Source organism: Pseudomonas sp. B40(2017) (genome assembly GCF_002112855.1).
In the GTDB taxonomy this organism is placed as follows: Bacteria; Pseudomonadota; Gammaproteobacteria; order Pseudomonadales; family Pseudomonadaceae; genus Aquipseudomonas; species Aquipseudomonas pharyngis.
The window spans coordinates 608,965-623,971 of record NZ_NEIT01000002.1 but is presented as its reverse complement, the minus strand read 5'-3'; the positions used below and the strand labels follow the sequence as shown (position 1 = coordinate 623,971).

The 15,007-nt window shown below is 60.3% G+C and carries 17 protein-coding genes; 7 read left to right on the top strand and 10 right to left on the bottom strand.

The features are described 5' to 3' along the window. Window positions 1-82 precede the first annotated feature (82 nt). On the top strand, window positions 83-601 hold the full coding sequence (locus CAF76_RS06485) for a DUF3617 domain-containing protein (protein ID WP_039765036.1): 519 nt from the start codon (window positions 83-85) through the stop codon (window positions 599-601). 38 nt (window positions 602-639) lie between these two features. On the opposite strand, the gene CAF76_RS06480 is transcribed toward CAF76_RS06485, so the two are convergent. Genes CAF76_RS06480 through folE2 form a run of 6 tightly spaced genes read right to left on the bottom strand, consistent with a single transcriptional unit; the run spans window position 640 to window position 5,852 of the window. Beyond that, window positions 640-1,977 carry a dihydroorotase gene (locus CAF76_RS06480; RefSeq protein ID WP_085647123.1) on the bottom strand — a complete coding sequence of 446 codons (1,338 nt, stop codon included), beginning with the start codon at window positions 1,975-1,977 and terminating at the stop codon, window positions 640-642. 3 nt (window positions 1,978-1,980) lie between these two features. Beyond that, window positions 1,981-2,541, bottom strand: coding sequence for a carbonate dehydratase (locus tag CAF76_RS06475; protein WP_011336655.1), 561 nt, complete (start codon window positions 2,539-2,541; stop codon window positions 1,981-1,983). Then, on the bottom strand, window positions 2,538-3,413 hold the full coding sequence (locus tag CAF76_RS06470; protein WP_085647122.1) for a metal ABC transporter substrate-binding protein: 876 nt from the start codon (window positions 3,411-3,413) through the stop codon (window positions 2,538-2,540). Before CAF76_RS06470 ends, CAF76_RS06475 begins: the two co-directional genes overlap by 4 nt. Before the next feature lie 11 nt (window positions 3,414-3,424). Continuing rightward, window positions 3,425-4,291: a metal ABC transporter permease gene (locus CAF76_RS06465; RefSeq protein ID WP_085612445.1), complete on the bottom strand. Its 867-nt coding sequence runs from the start codon at window positions 4,289-4,291 to the stop codon at window positions 3,425-3,427. Then, complete coding sequence (locus CAF76_RS06460; RefSeq protein WP_085647121.1) at window positions 4,291-4,959, bottom strand: metal ABC transporter ATP-binding protein; 669 nt, start codon at window positions 4,957-4,959, stop codon at window positions 4,291-4,293. The genes CAF76_RS06465 and CAF76_RS06460 overlap by 1 nt, the downstream gene beginning before the upstream one ends. Then, complete coding sequence (gene folE2 / locus CAF76_RS06455; RefSeq protein ID WP_064600558.1) at window positions 4,956-5,852, bottom strand: GTP cyclohydrolase FolE2; 897 nt, start codon at window positions 5,850-5,852, stop codon at window positions 4,956-4,958. The genes CAF76_RS06460 and folE2 overlap by 4 nt, the downstream gene beginning before the upstream one ends. Before the next feature lie 84 nt (window positions 5,853-5,936). On the opposite strand from folE2, the gene CAF76_RS06450 reads away from it, so the two are divergent. Beyond that, on the top strand, window positions 5,937-7,136 hold the full coding sequence (locus CAF76_RS06450; RefSeq protein ID WP_085647120.1) for an N-acetylmuramoyl-L-alanine amidase: 1,200 nt from the start codon (window positions 5,937-5,939) through the stop codon (window positions 7,134-7,136). Here the strand turns inward: CAF76_RS06450 and CAF76_RS06445 are convergent. After that, window positions 7,133-7,507, bottom strand: a complete 375-nt coding sequence (locus CAF76_RS06445) for a hypothetical protein (protein WP_064600551.1) — start codon at window positions 7,505-7,507, stop codon at window positions 7,133-7,135. The genes CAF76_RS06450 and CAF76_RS06445 overlap by 4 nt on opposite strands. Window positions 7,508-7,730: 223 nt before the next feature. Between CAF76_RS06445 and zigA the strand changes: the two genes are divergently transcribed. Continuing rightward, entirely contained in the window at window positions 7,731-8,936 is a 1,206-nt protein-coding gene (gene zigA, locus CAF76_RS06440; protein ID WP_085647119.1) for a zinc metallochaperone GTPase ZigA, read from the top strand. Next, entirely contained in the window at window positions 8,936-9,586 is a 651-nt protein-coding gene (locus tag CAF76_RS06435) for a DUF1826 domain-containing protein (protein ID WP_085647118.1), read from the top strand. The genes zigA and CAF76_RS06435 overlap by 1 nt, the downstream gene beginning before the upstream one ends. Window positions 9,587-9,590: 4 nt before the next feature. Here CAF76_RS06435 and CAF76_RS06430 read toward each other — a convergent pair whose 3' ends face one another. Beyond that, window positions 9,591-9,947: an NADH:ubiquinone oxidoreductase gene (locus tag CAF76_RS06430; protein ID WP_085647117.1), complete on the bottom strand. Its 357-nt coding sequence runs from the start codon at window positions 9,945-9,947 to the stop codon at window positions 9,591-9,593. A 24-nt stretch (window positions 9,948-9,971) separates the two neighbouring features. On the opposite strand from CAF76_RS06430, the gene CAF76_RS06425 reads away from it, so the two are divergent. Then, on the top strand, window positions 9,972-10,943 hold the full coding sequence (locus CAF76_RS06425) for a GTP-binding protein (protein ID WP_085647116.1): 972 nt from the start codon (window positions 9,972-9,974) through the stop codon (window positions 10,941-10,943). A gap of 1 nt (window position 10,944) precedes the next feature. Here the strand turns inward: CAF76_RS06425 and CAF76_RS06420 are convergent, their stop codons facing one another. Continuing rightward, complete coding sequence (locus tag CAF76_RS06420) at window positions 10,945-11,358, bottom strand: DUF3301 domain-containing protein (protein WP_039765057.1); 414 nt, start codon at window positions 11,356-11,358, stop codon at window positions 10,945-10,947. A 117-nt stretch (window positions 11,359-11,475) separates the two neighbouring features. On the opposite strand from CAF76_RS06420, the gene pdxY reads away from it, so the two are divergent. Continuing rightward, window positions 11,476-12,348, top strand: a complete 873-nt coding sequence (pdxY, locus tag CAF76_RS06415; protein ID WP_039765058.1) for a pyridoxal kinase PdxY — start codon at window positions 11,476-11,478, stop codon at window positions 12,346-12,348. Between the two features lie 117 nt (window positions 12,349-12,465). Here pdxY and CAF76_RS06410 read toward each other — a convergent pair whose 3' ends face one another. Beyond that, window positions 12,466-12,948, bottom strand: a complete 483-nt coding sequence (locus CAF76_RS06410) for an acyl-CoA thioesterase (protein WP_003229693.1) — start codon at window positions 12,946-12,948, stop codon at window positions 12,466-12,468. Window positions 12,949-13,230: 282 nt separating this feature from the next. Between CAF76_RS06410 and CAF76_RS06405 the strand changes: the two genes are divergently transcribed. Next, window positions 13,231-14,994 (top strand): cation:proton antiporter, encoded by a 1,764-nt coding sequence (locus tag CAF76_RS06405; RefSeq protein WP_085647115.1) that lies wholly within the window; start codon window positions 13,231-13,233, stop codon window positions 14,992-14,994. The last annotated feature ends 13 nt before the right edge of the window (window positions 14,995-15,007 follow it).

Sequence of the window (15,007 nt, the reverse complement as noted above, 5' to 3'; positions counted from 1 at the left end):
TTGTTTTCAAGACGCCAGCGCCCGCCATGAACCGAAACAGGCGGCCGGCGTCTAACGGCCACTACTGATCAGGAGTTTTTCAATGAACGTTCGTCTGCTGGGTTTGGCGCTGGGCCTGGGTTTGGCCTTGCCGGTGGTTGCTCAGGCGCAAATGCTGCAGCCGGGGTTGTGGGAAATGACGTCGAGCAATGTGAAGGTCGATGATCAGGTGATGGATGTGCAATCGATCCTCGGCCAGATTCAGGGCCAGATCACCCCGCAGCAGCGGGCGCAACTGGAGAAGCAGGGGATCAACATCGGTGGCAAGGGTATCCGCGCCTGCCTGACGCCACAGCAGGTAGCAACCAACGATATCCCGCTGGCGGACCCGCAGTCGGGTTGCAAACAGCAGATCACCGAGCGCGTCGGCAACCAGTGGAAATTCCGCTTCAGTTGCCCGAAAGCCCAGGGCACTGGTGTCGCGACGTTCCTCAGTGATCGTGAGTTCACCACCGTCGCCAACGGCACTTTCAACGCTATCGGGATCAACCAGAAGGGCAGTCTGGAAACCCGGGCGGTCTGGCTGGGGCAGGATTGCGGTACCGTCAAACCGAGAGCGTAAATCAAACCGCCTCCACATCGAGTGGAGGCGGTTTTTTTTCAGCGCATGAACCGCAGCGGCAATCCCTGACAGTTGTCATGGATCCGATGGTCATGCCACGCGATCTGCCCCGACACCATCGTCGTGCTGACCCGATGCCGAAAGCTGCGCTGAGCGAACGGCGTCCAGCCGCATTGCGACAGAACCGGTTGGCGGGACACCGCGACACCCCCAGGCTCCGGTTGAACCAACACCAGATCCGCCCAATACCCTTCACGTAAATAACCGCGATCCGGAATGGCAAACAGATCAGCCACCCGGTGGCTGGTCTTCGCCACCAGCGTGGTGATCGGCAATACGCCATCCGCCACCAGCTCCAACAACGCCGGCAGCGCGTGTTGCACCAGTGGCAGACCGGACGGTGCCTGTTCATACGCTTGCTGCTTTTCCGCCCAGGTGTGCGGTGCGTGATCGCTGCCGATCACGTCCAGTCGATTGCTCAGCAGTGCCTGACGCAAGGCATCACGATCGGCTTGGGATTTGATCGCTGGATTGCATTTGATCAGGTTGCCAAGATTCGGATAGTCACGGTCATCGAACAGCAAGTGATGCAGGCAGACTTCGGCGGTGACGCGTTTTTGCGACAGCGGTTTGTCTTCGAGCAACGCCAGCTCGCGGGCCGTTGTCAGGTGCAGGACGTGCAGGCGAGTGCCATGACGTTTGGCCAGATCCACCGCCAGAGACGATGAACGAAAGCAGCTGTCGGCATTGCGGATCTGCGCGTGGGCATCGGGCGGCAGTTGGTTGCCGAAGCGTTCGCGCAGGTTCGCGGCATTCGCCTCGATGCTCGGGGTGTGTTCGCAGTGGGCCAGCAGAATCGTCGGCACTTCAGCGAACAGGCGCTCGAGGGTGTGCGGGTCGTCCACCAGCATGTTGCCGGTGGACGCGCCCATGAACACTTTGACCCCCGCCACTTCGCTCGGATTCAGCGCCGCGACCGTGTCCAGATTGTCCTGACTGACACCAAAGTGAAAACCGTAATTGGCCACCGAGTTGATTGCCGCCCGGCGCTTTTTGTCGGCCAGCGCTTCGAGAGTCAGAGTGGCAGGGTGGGTGTTGGGCATGTCCATGAAACTGGTGATGCCGCCGGCCACCGCCGCACGGGATTCGGTGTGGATGCTGCCCTTGGCCGGCGCACCCGGCTCACGGAAATGCACCTGGTCGTCAATCATTCCCGGCAGCAGCCATTGACCGTTGGCGTCGATTTCCCGGGTCGCGTTTTCCCCTTCAATGATGCCGGCGATCTTGACGATGCGCCCGTGGCTGACCAACAGATCGGCGTCGAACTCACGCCCTTCGTTCACCAGCCGCGCATTGCGAATCAACACACTGCTCATGATTCAGAACTCGTTCTGCAGGGCTTTGTAGCCGCGCACCAGGTCGACGTTGGTGCGCGCCACGTCTTCGGAAAATTCCGAAGCGCTGACGCTCACCGGCGGGAATTGCGAGAGGTCGGTGCCCGGGCCGATGCGGGTGGTGGAGGGCACGTAGAACGCGTCCGGCAGATCCCGGCCGTCGACCACCGAGTTGTGCCGCACCACGCAACCGTTGCCGACGACGCAGTTGAACAGCACGCTGTTGAAGCCGATGAACACCCGGTCTCCGACCGTGCATGGACCGTGCACGATCGAGCGGTGGGCGATGGAGCTGAATTCGCCGATGGTCACCGCCGCGCCGGATTTGGAGTGGATCACCACGCCGTCCTGGATGTTCGAATTGGCGCCGATGGTGATCGGTTCCATCTCGCCCGTGGCGTCCACTTCATCAGCGCGGATCACCGCGTATGGGCCGACGAACACGTTTTCACCAATGACGACTTTGCCGCAGATGATCGCGGTTTTATCGACGTAGGCAGACTCGGCAATCTGCGGCAAATCACCGGAAGGATTTTTACGGATCATGGTTGGCTCAGGGCTTGGTAAAGAGTGTTGAGGTTGTATTCGAACAACCCGGTGAAGGTGCTGGCCGGACCGCTAGTGGCGAGGGCGTCGGAGTACAGCGTGCCGCCGATGTGTGCGCCGCTTTCGTCGGCGATCTGTTTGAGCAGGCGTGCGTCCTTGATGTTTTCCATGAACACCGCTTTGACCTTGGCCTGGCGAATCTGGGTGATCAGCGCGGCGACTTCGGCGGCGGAGGGTTCGCGTTCGGTGGACAGACCTTGTGGCGCCATGAAGTCGATGCCGTAGGCCTGACCGAGATAACCGAAGGCATCGTGGCTGGTGACGATCTTGCGGTTTCCCGGCGGCAATGAACCGAGCTTGGTTTTCGCCTGGGCGAGGAGGGCGTAGATCTGTTTCAGGTAGGCCTGGCTGTTGCGCTCGTAGTCGGCTTTGTTTGTCGGGTCAGCAGCGATCAGCGCCTTGGTGATGTTGGCGACGTACAGCTCGGCGTTCGCCAGGTTGTGCCAGGCGTGAGGGTCGGGAACGGTTTCGCCGTCCTCATCCAGCGAGCGCGGAATCACGCCACGACTGGCGCTGATTACCGGAGCTCTGGTGTCGGTGCTGGCGACCAGCCGATCCAGCCACGGCTCGAAGCCCAGCCCGTTCTTGACGATCAGTTTCGCCTTGAGCAGGGCCTCGGCGTTATCCGGAGTGGGTTCGTAAGTGTGGGCATCGGCGTCAGGGCCGACCATGTTGGTGATCTGGATATGCTCGCCGCCGACCTGATGCACCATGTCGGCAAGGATGCTGAAACTGGTGACCACCGGAAGTTTTTCCGCCGCCGATAACGACATCGACAGCATCAGGCTGAACAGCACGAGTAGAGCGCGCATCGGGAAACACCTCATTGGGATGTGAGCAAAGGCGGGCGGCGCAACAGACCGTGCACCGGTCCGAACACCACGGACAACAGGTAACCGCCACCGGCGACCAGCACGATGGCCGGGCCGCTGGGCAGCGAGTAGTAGAACGACAGCAACAGACCGAGCCATACCGATGCGCAACCGATGAGCGCGGCGATGGCAATCAGGACCGGCAGGCGTCGGCTCCAGAAGCGTGACGCGGCGGCGGGCAGCATCATCAGGCCGACTACCATCAAGGCGCCGATCGCCTGGAAACCGATCACCAGATTGAGCACCACCAGCGTCAGGAACACGCCATGGGCGACGGGGCCGAGTCGGCTGACCGTGCGCAGGAAAAACGGATCGAGGGTGTCGAGCAGCAAGGGTTTGTAGATCAGCGCCATGGCCATCAGGCTGAGTGCCGACACCCACAGCATGCCGTTGAGGGTCGGCCCATCGACCGCCAAAGCGGAGCCGAACAGCAGGTGCAGCAAATCGAGTCGCTTGCCAGCGATGCCGAGAATCAGCACGCCGCTGGCCAGCGAGATGGGATAGATGGCCGCGAGGCTGGCGTCTTCGCGCAGGCCGGTGCGGCGGGTGATCCACGCGGCGAGTCCGGCCATGCTCAGGCCGGCACCGAGTCCGCCGAGGGTCAGCGCCGGCAGACTCAGCCCGGCGAACCAGAACCCCAACGCGGCGCCGGGGAGGATGCCGTGGGCAACGGCGTCGCCAATCAGGCTCATCCGGCGCAGGATCAGAAACACGCCCAGTGGCGCCGTGCTGCACGCCAGGACCAGACCGCCGAGCAGGGCCCGGCGCATGAAGACGAACTCGTGGAACGGTTGCCATAAATGGCTCAGCGTGAGCATCAGGCCACCTGCGTTTGAGGCGTTTGCTGGATCAGGTCGGTGCTGCTGCCGAATGCGCAGCCGCTCTGTTTGATCAGCAAGGTCTGTGGAATGTGTTGGCGCACGGCGGCAAGGTCATGGCAAACCACGACCAGGGTTCGTCCCTGCTCATGCCAGGCGTGCAGGTGTTGCCACAACAGTTTCTGCCCCAGTTCGTCGAGCGCGGCATGGGGTTCGTCGAGCAGCAGCAACGGAGTGTCGACCAGACTCAATCGGGCCAGCAGGGCGCGTTGCAGTTCTCCGCCGGAGAGAGCCATCAGGGGACGATGCTCCAGACCGCTCAGATGCCAGTCTTCCAGTGCGGATTCGAGACGCTGGGCCCTGAGTTGCGATGACAGTCGTCGTCCCCAGAAACCGGCGGCCACCAACTCTTGAAGACTGATCGGGAACTGTCGATCCAGATGCTGTTGCTGAGGCAGGAAGGACAAACCGCTTTGGCGTGGAACACCCAGTTCGACTTTGCCGGCCAGCGGTCGCTGTAATCCGGCGATGACTTTGAGCAGGCTGCTTTTGCCGCTGCCGTTGACGCCGATGATTGCCGTCAAGCTGCCGCTTTCCAACTTCATGTTAAGCGGTGCGGTAAGCGGTTGGCCGGGGGCTCCCCAGCTCATGTTCTGGCAACGAATCATGGCTGCTCCCGGCGCCAGTGACTTTCGGCGACCGCATCGTGGGCATGAAGGCTTTCGGCGTGGATGACTCGGACGTGAAACTCGCTGATACCAGGTGAACGACGCAGGGCCAGATTCAGGCGTCGAGCAGCGTCTTCGCAGAACATCAGGTTCTGGCCGTTGGCGAGGGCGAAGGCCTGTTCGTCGGCGCGTTTCACAGCGGTTTGCACGGCGGTGCCGAGGGCTGCTTCGGCGTCGTTGATGATGGACGTCAGCGGTAGTTCGTCGACGAATTCGTCCAGATGCAGATGCAACTGGGCGGTACTGCGTTGGCTGTGAGGTGTGGCCACGATGCCTTGGGTCGAACCCAACCACGCCAACACGTCGGCGTGCTGCAGCGGTTTGTTGGCAAAGTCGTCGATGAATTGTTGCTGGATCAGTTGCCTCGCCAATGCTGCAGAACATGGGCAAGTCGACGAGTAAGCCACCTCCATTTTCAGTTCCACGTGGAACATTTTGCTTTTCAGGTGGGCTGAAACAGTGACGGGGTAGGTTTTCCATCCTGCCAAAGGACTGACCAATGCCGACCTTCTCAGCAATAAATCTGTGTGGATATTGAGATAGGCGGCTTCGGAAAGATCTTCGTGGCTGTCGAGAAAACGCTGCAGAACTTTTCGCAGAAGCGCGGGAGAAAGGTTCTCCTGCTCCAGCGCTTCCAGCCCCAGATAGAGCCGCGACATGTGAATGCCTCGTGCGTCTCCATCATCCAGACTGACGCCTGCATCCGCTTTGGCAGCCAGACGTTGGCCTTCGATAAACACAGGTAATGCGATGCCGCACATCCCCACCCATTCGAGAGGCAGGGCCTGGCGGGCGGCTTGAGCCGCGACATCCGGCAAAGTCAGCGCGTTCATGAGCAGTTCCATCATGGTGATTGAATTTGATGTTACATTATAACAATTCAAACCACGATGCCTTTTTCATGAACAGGCTTTCATATGCACAGACGCCATTTGCTCAACCTGATGCTGGCCAGCGCGGCCTTTGTTTTGCCTTTTTCGGTGTCCGCCACGCAGATACGCAATGCGCGGCTTTGGCGTTCGGATGACAAGCTTCGGCTGGTGTTCGATCTGAGTGGTCCCGTGAGCTACAAGACGTTTACCTTGAGTGCACCGGAACGGTTGATCATCGATTTGAGCGGTGCCAGCCTGAATGGAGATTTCAGCCAGTTGGCCTTATCCGGCACACCTATTCATTCGATTCGCTCCGGCCATTTTGGCCAAGGGAACACCCGGATCGTGCTGGATTTAAGCAGTCCGGTTCAGCTCAATTCATTCTTGCTGGCGCCTCAGGATGGGCAAGGACATCGCTTGGTTTTGGACTTGATGACTGCTTCAGCAGGGCTCCCGGCGAGCGTTCCACGTGAAACACCCCAGGAAAAATCTCACCCCAAGCGCGACATCATGGTGGTGGTTGACCCAGGGCACGGCGGAAAAGACCCGGGTGCCATTGGTGCCAAAGGCGAGCGCGAAAAGGATGTGGTGCTGTCCATCGCGCAATTGCTCGCACGTCGGCTTAAACGAGAAAAAGGCTTTGATGTGAAGCTGGTGCGTAATGACGATTTCTTCGTCCCGTTACGCAAGCGTGTGGAGATCGCGCGTCAGCACAAAGCCGACATGTTCATCTCGGTGCACGCCGATGCTGCGCCGCGTCTGACCGCCTCTGGCGCGTCGGTATATTGCCTATCCGAAGGAGGTGCAACTTCTGCCACCGCGCGGTTCATGGCGCAGCGTGAGAACGGTGTGGATCTGCTTGGCGCCACCAGTCTGCTCAATCTCAAGGACAAGGATCCGATGCTCGCTGGCGTGATCCTCGACATGTCGATGAACGCAACCATCGCTGCCAGTCTGCAACTCGGAAGCACAGTGCTGGGCAGTCTGGCTGGCATCACTACGCTGCACCAAAAGCGCGTGGAACAGGCTGGATTTGCCGTTCTGAAATCGCCGGATGTGCCGTCAATCCTGGTGGAAACCGGGTTCATTTCTAACGCGCGGGACAGTCAGCGTCTGGTGACCGCGCGTCACCAGCAGGCCGTAGCAGACGGTTTGTTTGAGGGCTTGCAGCGCTATTTTCAGAAGAATCCACCTGTCGACAGCTACATGGCCTGGCAGCAAGAGCAGAAAGGATCGCGGGTTTAACAGCCGGTGATCCGGCTGCAGGTGAACTTTGCGCTGCTGCCGCCGGAGCTGGAGAACCGATTGATTGTCGTCCAGCCCACGCGCCGGTTGTAGCCAACCCAGGCTTCCCCATCGGAAGCGATGCCGGTGAAGAACGTCAGTTGCCCGTAGCGGCTGTTGGTTTGTGCCCAGTAGCGGTTTCCCGCTTTTTCAAATCCGCGCAGGTAAATCGTGCTGCCGACGGTGTTGACACTGTAGGCGTTGCCGTTGCCATCGATGCACGCCAAAAGGTTTGCGCTGCGCGTGCAATTGGCGAGCCCCGGCACTTGTGCTTCGGCATTCAGCGTCAGCAATGCCAGCCAGATAAACGAGTATTTCAACGCGGTTTTCATGACGTAACTCGGCGACGACCTGATTACAGCTTCCGGCCCTTTGTCACTTTGGGCAAGAAGAGAGTGGATTGATTTTGTTGTTATACTATAACATTAATCGGACAAGGCTTTCCGTGGCTTCCATTTCAAGCGTCCGTTTCCTTGGTGACCCCATCGAAGCCCAAGAACGCTCGCCCCGAGAGCCTCCAGCGCTGTTTAGCGACCGTCTGATGAGGTTTATCCAATGTCTTCCCGACTTCCCGTGACCGTTTTGTCCGGCTTTCTCGGCGCCGGAAAAAGTACACTTTTGAATTACGTACTACGTAACAGAGATGATTTGCGCGTCGCCGTTATCGTCAACGATATGAGCGAGATCAACATCGATGGCAGCGAAGTCCAGCGTGATGTCAGCCTGAACCGTGCTGAAGAGAAGCTCGTCGAAATGAGCAATGGCTGTATCTGCTGTACGTTACGTGAAGACCTTCTGGAAGAGGTCAGTCAGTTGGCCCGCGAAGGCCGCTTCGACTATTTGCTGATCGAGTCCACCGGAATCTCCGAGCCGTTACCCGTGGCCGAGACATTCACCTTCCGTGATGAGCAGGGGCAAAGCCTCGCCGACATCGCACGCCTCGACACCATGGTCACTGTAGTCGACGGCATGAACTTCCTGCCGGACTACCAGGCCGCCGAAAATCTCGCCTCCCGTGGCGAATTCCTCGGTGAAGAAGATGAGCGCTCGATCACCGATCTGCTGATCGAACAGATCGAATTCGCCGACGTCCTGTTGATCAGCAAGATCGACCTGATCAGCAGCCGCGAGCGGGAAGAACTGATGGCCATTCTCAGACGCCTCAACGCTCAGGCCGAGATCATTCCGATGGTCATGGGTGAGGTACCGCTGGAGAAAATTCTCAATACCGGTCGTTTCGACTTCGAAAAAGCCGCCCAGGCCCCGGGCTGGTTGCAGGAATTGCGTGGCGAACATGTGCCGGAAACCGAGGAGTACGGCATCGCATCCACGGCCTATCGGGCGCGCCGGCCCTTTCATCCGCAGCGTTTCTTCGACTTCATTGATCGTCCTTGGGTTAACGGCAAACTGCTGCGCTCCAAAGGCTTCTTCTGGCTGGCCAGCAAACCCACCGACGCCGGTAGCTGGTCCCAGGCAGGAGGGCTGATGCGCCACGGTTTCGCCGGACGCTGGTGGCGCTTCGTGCCAAAAGAACAGTGGCCGCAGGATCAGGAAAGTACCGCCGCGATCATGGAAAACTGGATCGCCAGCGTAGGCGACTGTCGTCAGGAGCTGGTGTTTATCGGGCAGAACATCGATTTCGCACAGCTGTCGTCGGAACTGGATGATTGCCTGCTGACCGATGATGAAATGGCGCTCGGTACTCAAGGCTGGCTACAACTGCGCGATCCGTTTGGCTCCTGGCACGAAGAGGTGGCCTGATGCTCGCCTTGAAACCGCTGCCAAGCAGTACACGTCATCAATCGTTCGGCCAGACCCCGCAGGCGCTGGCGGACATTCTTGACGATGAGACCAACCTCGCGGTCTGGCAACGCCAGCTTCCGCTGCACATTGCCGAGTTTGCGGACTTGTTGTTGTCTCTGAACGAACCCTACGCCGAGGCACTGTGCCTGGAATTGCCGGACGAAGACGCAGAACCGGATCTCAGGGGACTGGCCGGCGGTTTTCGCGACCTGGAGGGCTATGAAGGGTTCATCACTGATCTGAAATGGCTGCTCAGTGCCTTCGCGTGCCTGCTGGGCGCGCGGCGAATCGGCTTGCGCTTGCGGGTATTGGACAAGGCCATGTGTCCGCGTTTTCACGTCGATCATGTGCCGGTGCGGTTGATCACCACGTACGCCGGTGTCGGCAGTGAATGGTTAAGGGAAGGGCAGATGGACCGTGGGCAACTGGGACAGCCGCAAGCCGAGCCGCAGGAAGCGTCACGGATTCAGCAATTGAATCGGGGCGAAGTGGCATTGCTCAAGGGCGAAAAATGGCACGGCAACGAAGGTTTCGGCCTGATCCATCGCTCGCCACAACCGACGCCGGGAGAGCGGCGGCTGATGCTGACCCTCGACTGGCTCGGATAGCGCCTCAGGGCTTGAGCCATTTCCCCTGGCTCTGGGCCTCGCAATAGGGCTGCAAATACGCCGCATCGGTGGCTATGCCGTAATAGTGGATATCCTGGCGATAAGGCATATTGGCGACTTGCGCGTTGCTGCACACGCCGAACGCGCCAGCGGGGCACTGGTCGACGTATTGAACCTCGACTTTTTGCCCGGCCAGAGTCGGCTGGCAGAAGCCGTCGTTGAACAGTTTTTCCGGGATGTTGCGGTTCTGCTGGCAGACTTTCACGTCGAGCCGCTCCGCCTGGCTGTGCACCACGCAGGCCTGGGCCAAAGCCTCGCTCGACACCAGCGTCAGCAGCAACGACCATCCCATCCACCGCATCTTCGACCTCCAGAAATCTTGATCATGTTGCAGAACATTCCCACCCACGTCATCGCCGGCCCCTTGGGCGCGGGCAAGACCAGCCTGATCCGCCAGCTCATGGCCCAGCGACCGGCGGGCGAGCGCTGGGCGGTGCTGATCAACGAGTTCGGCCAGATCGGGCTCGACGCGGCGCTGTTGACCCGCGACGCCGATGGTATCGCACTGGGCGAAGTGGCCGGGGGCTGTTTGTGTTGCGTGAACGGTGCGCCGTTCCAGATCGGTCTGGGGCGATTGTTGCGCAAGGCACGGCCGGATCGCTTGTTCATCGAGCCCTCGGGGCTCGGGCATCCGGCGCAGTTGCTGAAGCAGCTGAACGAGGCGCCGTGGCAAGGCGTACTCGCCGTACAACCTTGCTTGCTGGTGCTGGACGCCCAGGCCCTTGCCGCGGGCAAACCGCTGCCGGACGCGCAGCAGGAAACTTTGTCCAGTGCGGGTCTGCTGCTATTGAACAAGGCAGAAAACCTCGACGAGCCCACACGTAAGCGAATCACCCGACAGTTGCCGCCTGTCAGACTGATCTGGACGCAACAGGCGATGTTGTCGCTCAGCGAGCTGCCGGGGCTGGCCGTACAGGCGCAGGCAGGTGTTGATAAGTTGGTCGTGCCTCAGGGGCTGGCACAAATCCCGGCCATCTGGAGCGATCCGGCGTTGCCGATCTGCCTGAGTCAGGCGCAGGAGGGTGGCTGGAGCATCGGTTGGCGCTGGCATCCGAGCCAGGTGTTCGATGTGTCGGGGATAACCCAATGGCTGAAAAGCCTGAACTGGCGCCGGGCCAAACTGGTGATTCACAGCCCGGTCGGCTGGCAGTCAGCCAATGCGCTGGACAATGCCGAGCTCAGCTGGCTGCCCAGTGAATGGCGCAAGGATTCCCGGATCGAGCTGATTTTCGACGAGCCGCAAGCGGTCGGTGAATTACAGGCCGGGCTGGCCCGGTGTCGGCTTCAGGCGAGCTGATTCAAGGCTTCCACTTGGTGTGTTCCTGACGCCACTGGCTCAGCTCGATCACTTCACCACGCGGTTTTGTCACCTCCACCACGGGTGGTGTGTCATCGAACGGTGCCGGGTAGGGCGCCAGTTCAATCTGCGCGCTGTGCGCACCGAACTGGGTGATCGTGCCGTTATGTCGGGTTTCGCCGGTCACGGTAAATTCGAAATTGTAGACCCGGGCCAGACGTCGCCGACCGCTGGCGTCCTTGATCAGGCCGATCTTCTTCAGCGCCACGTTACCGTCGAGCAGCTCGACGCCGACATTCACGCAATGCTGTTTAACCCGCTCCAGCGCCCGCTCGCGCAAGCCGTGGTTGTGCCAGAGCCACGCACCGGCGGCGGCGAACAGCATCAGCACGAAAATGTTTTCCAGGGTGAGCATCAATACGAAACTCCAAATGATGGCGTCAGCTTAACTGCGTCGCCGGTCTGTCGTACAGGCTGCGTTTCGTCGCATACTGCGCGGCTTGAATTTCAATCGTTTTACGGAAAAACCCGAATGAAACGTACGCCTCATCTGCTCGCCATCCAGTCCCATGTGGTGTTCGGCCACGCCGGCAACAGCGCTGCGGTTTTTCCGATGCAGCGGGTCGGGGTAAATGTCTGGCCGCTCAATACGGTGCAGTTCTCCAACCACACCCAGTACGGCCAGTGGGCCGGTGAAGTGCTGGCACCGCACCGGATCCCCGAGCTGGTCGAGGGCATCGCCGCGATCGGTGAGCTGGGCAATTGTGATGCGGTGCTGTCAGGTTATCTCGGCAGTGCGGCGCAGGGGCGGGCGATTCTCAGTGGCATCGAGCGGATCAAGGCGGCCAACCCGAAAGCCCTTTATCTGTGCGACCCGGTGATGGGGCATCCGGAAAAGGGCTGCAGCGTTCCTGCTGAAGTCAGTGACTTCCTGCTGGAGGAGGCCGCTGCCGTTGCGGATTTCATGTGCCCGAACCAGTTGGAGCTGGACAGCTTCTCCGGACGCAAGCCGCAGTCGCTGTTCGATTGCCTGGCGATGGCGCGGGCGCTGCTGGCACGCGGGCCGAAAGCGGTGCTGGTCAAGCATCTGGATTATCCGGGCAAACCGGCGGATGGATTTGAAATGTTGCTGGTGACGGCCGAGGGCAGCTGGCATCTGCGACGCCCGCTGCTGGCGTTTCCGCGTCAGCCGGTGGGGGTGGGCGATCTGACGTCCGGTCTGTTCCTGGCGCGTGTGCTGCTCGGGGATAGCCTGGTGGCGGCGTTTGAATTCACCGCAGCAGCGGTGCATGAAGTGCTGCTGGAAACCCAGGCCTGCGCCAGTTACGAGCTGCAGCTGGTGCGAGCGCAGGACCGGATTGCGCATCCGCGGGTGAAGTTCGAAGCCACGCCGATCAGTCTGTAAGACCGAGTTGTCCCCATTCGCGAGCAAGCCCGCTCCCACAGGAGGAACGCATTCCAAATGTGGGAGCGGGCTTGCTCGCGAAAGCTATCTACAGAGCGCCGTACATCGAAGGGCTGATCAGGCGTCGCCCTTGATTTCCTGATAGCGCTTTTCCAGCTCCTGACGGATCTGCCGGCGTTGCTGCGCCTGCATGTAGCGGCGCTTGTCTTCGCTGTTCTGCGGTTGCAGCGGCGGTACGGCGGCGGGTTTGCGCTGATCGTCCACCGCGACCATGGTGAAGAAGCAGCTGTTGGTGTGACGCACCGAGCGCTCGCGGATGTTCTCGGTCACCACTTTGATACCGACTTCCATCGAGGTGTTGCCGGTGTAGTTCACCGACGCCAGGAAGGTCACCAGTTCGCCGACGTGGATCGGCTCGCGGAAAATCACCTGATCCACCGACAGGGTCACCACGTAGCGGCCGGCATAACGGCTGGCGCAGGCGTAGGCCACTTCGTCGAGGTATTTGAGCAGGGTGCCGCCGTGGACATTGCCAGAGAAGTTGGCCATGTCGGGGGTCATCAGTACCGTCATCGACAGCTGGGCGTTTCCGGGTTCCATAACGTTCTCACGGGTCAAGGCAGGGTTGCTGGAAGAAACACCTCTGCGGGTGCCTGGTCGCTTTTCAAAAGCACCGTTATCGGGACGCCAGGCAACTGGCCGCCGTCACGCCCGAATCGATCTGTTTCCATATATTGCACCGCCTTTCAGCCGGAAGTCGCGGTGTTACCCTGCAAAAGCCCCTCCCCAAGGGCGATTCCTACACCCAAAGCGGATTTTTACTCAGCTCGCCCAGACATTTCCCATGCCTGCGTGAGCCTCGTCATTCAAGGAGCCCACACCATGCATGCCATCAGCTTTATTCAGGATCTGGCGGTGATCATGTTGGTCGCAGGTGTGGTGACCGTGCTGTTCCATCGCTTCAAGCAGCCGGTAGTGCTCGGCTACATCGTCGCCGGTTTCATCATCGGCCCTCACACGCCGCCGTTCGGCCTGATCCACGATGAAGAAACCATCAAGACCCTCGCCGAGCTGGGGGTGATTTTCCTGATGTTCTGCCTGGGCCTGGAGTTCAGCCTGCGCAAGCTGTTCAAGGTCGGCGCCACGGCATTCATCGCGGCGTTCCTCGAAATTGTCCTGATGATCTGGATCGGCTACGAAATCGGCCGCTGGTTTGACTGGAACACCATGGATTCGCTGTTCCTCGGCGCGATCCTGGCGATTTCCTCGACCACCATCATCGTCAAGGCGCTCAACGACCTGAAGATGAAAAACGAGCGCTTCGCGCAGCTGATTTTCGGCGTGCTGATCGTCGAGGACATTCTCGGCATTGGCATCATCGCCTTGTTGTCGAGCATCGCCGTCAGCGGCACGGTGAGTTCCGGCGAAGTGTTTTCCACGGTCGGCAAGCTCTCGCTGTTCATGATTGTCGCCCTGGTGGTCGGCATCCTGTTGGTGCCGCGTCTGTTGGCTTACGTCGCCAAATTCGAAAGCAACGAGATGCTGCTGATTACGGTGCTGGGCCTGTGTTTCGGTTTCTGCCTGTTGGTGGTCAAGCTTGAGTACAGCATGGTGCTGGGGGCGTTCCTGATCGGCGCGATCATGGCCGAGTCGCGGCAACTGCTGAAAATCGAGCGCCTGATCGAGCCGGTTCGCGACCTCTTCAGCGCAATCTTCTTCGTCGCCATCGGCCTGATGCTCGACCCGATGATCCTGCTGCAGTACGCGTGGCCGATCGCGGTGATCACGGTCGCCGTGGTGCTGGGCAAGATGCTGTCGTGCGGGCTCGGTGCGTTTATCGCCGGCAATGACGGGCGAACCTCACTGCGGGTCGGGATGGGACTTTCACAGATTGGCGAATTCTCCTTCATCATCGCGGCGCTGGGGATGACCCTGCAGGTCACCAGCAACTTTCTCTATCCGGTGGCCGTGGCGGTTTCGGTGATTACCACGTTGCTGACGCCGTACCTGATTCGGGCTGCCGATCCGCTGTCGATCAAGCTGTCCGCCGCCATGCCGCAACGCCTCGGTCGAGTGTTCGGGATGTACGGCGAGTGGCTGCGCAGCATTCAGCCGCAAGGTGAGGGCGCGATGCTGGCTTCTATGATCCGGCGGATCCTGCTGCAGGTCGGGGTCAATCTGGCGCTGGTGATCGCGATCTTCTTTGCCGGGGCTTTCTTTGCCGGGCGCCTCTCGATCTGGATGCAGGACTGGATCAGTGATCCTAGCTGGCAGAAAGCGTTGATCTGGGGCGGGGCGTTGCTGGTGTCGTTGCCGTTCCTGATCGCGGCCTATCGCAAGCTCAAGGCGCTGTCGATGTTGCTGGCGGAGATGGGTGTGAAGCCGGAAATGGCCGGGCGTCACACGCAGCGAGTGCGCCGGGTGATCGCCGAAGTAATCCCGATCATCTCGCTGCTGGTGATTTTCCTGCTGCTGGCAGCCTTGTCGGCCAGTATCTTGCCGACCAACAAGTTGCTGATGCTGATCGCCGTGGTCGCGGCCGCCGTGGCGGCGCTGCTCTGGCGCTGGTTCATCCGGGTGCACACGCGGATGCAGGTGGCCTTGCTGGAAACCCTCGACAACCACAAGGAGCCGTCGGGGCACTGACCACCCAATGGGG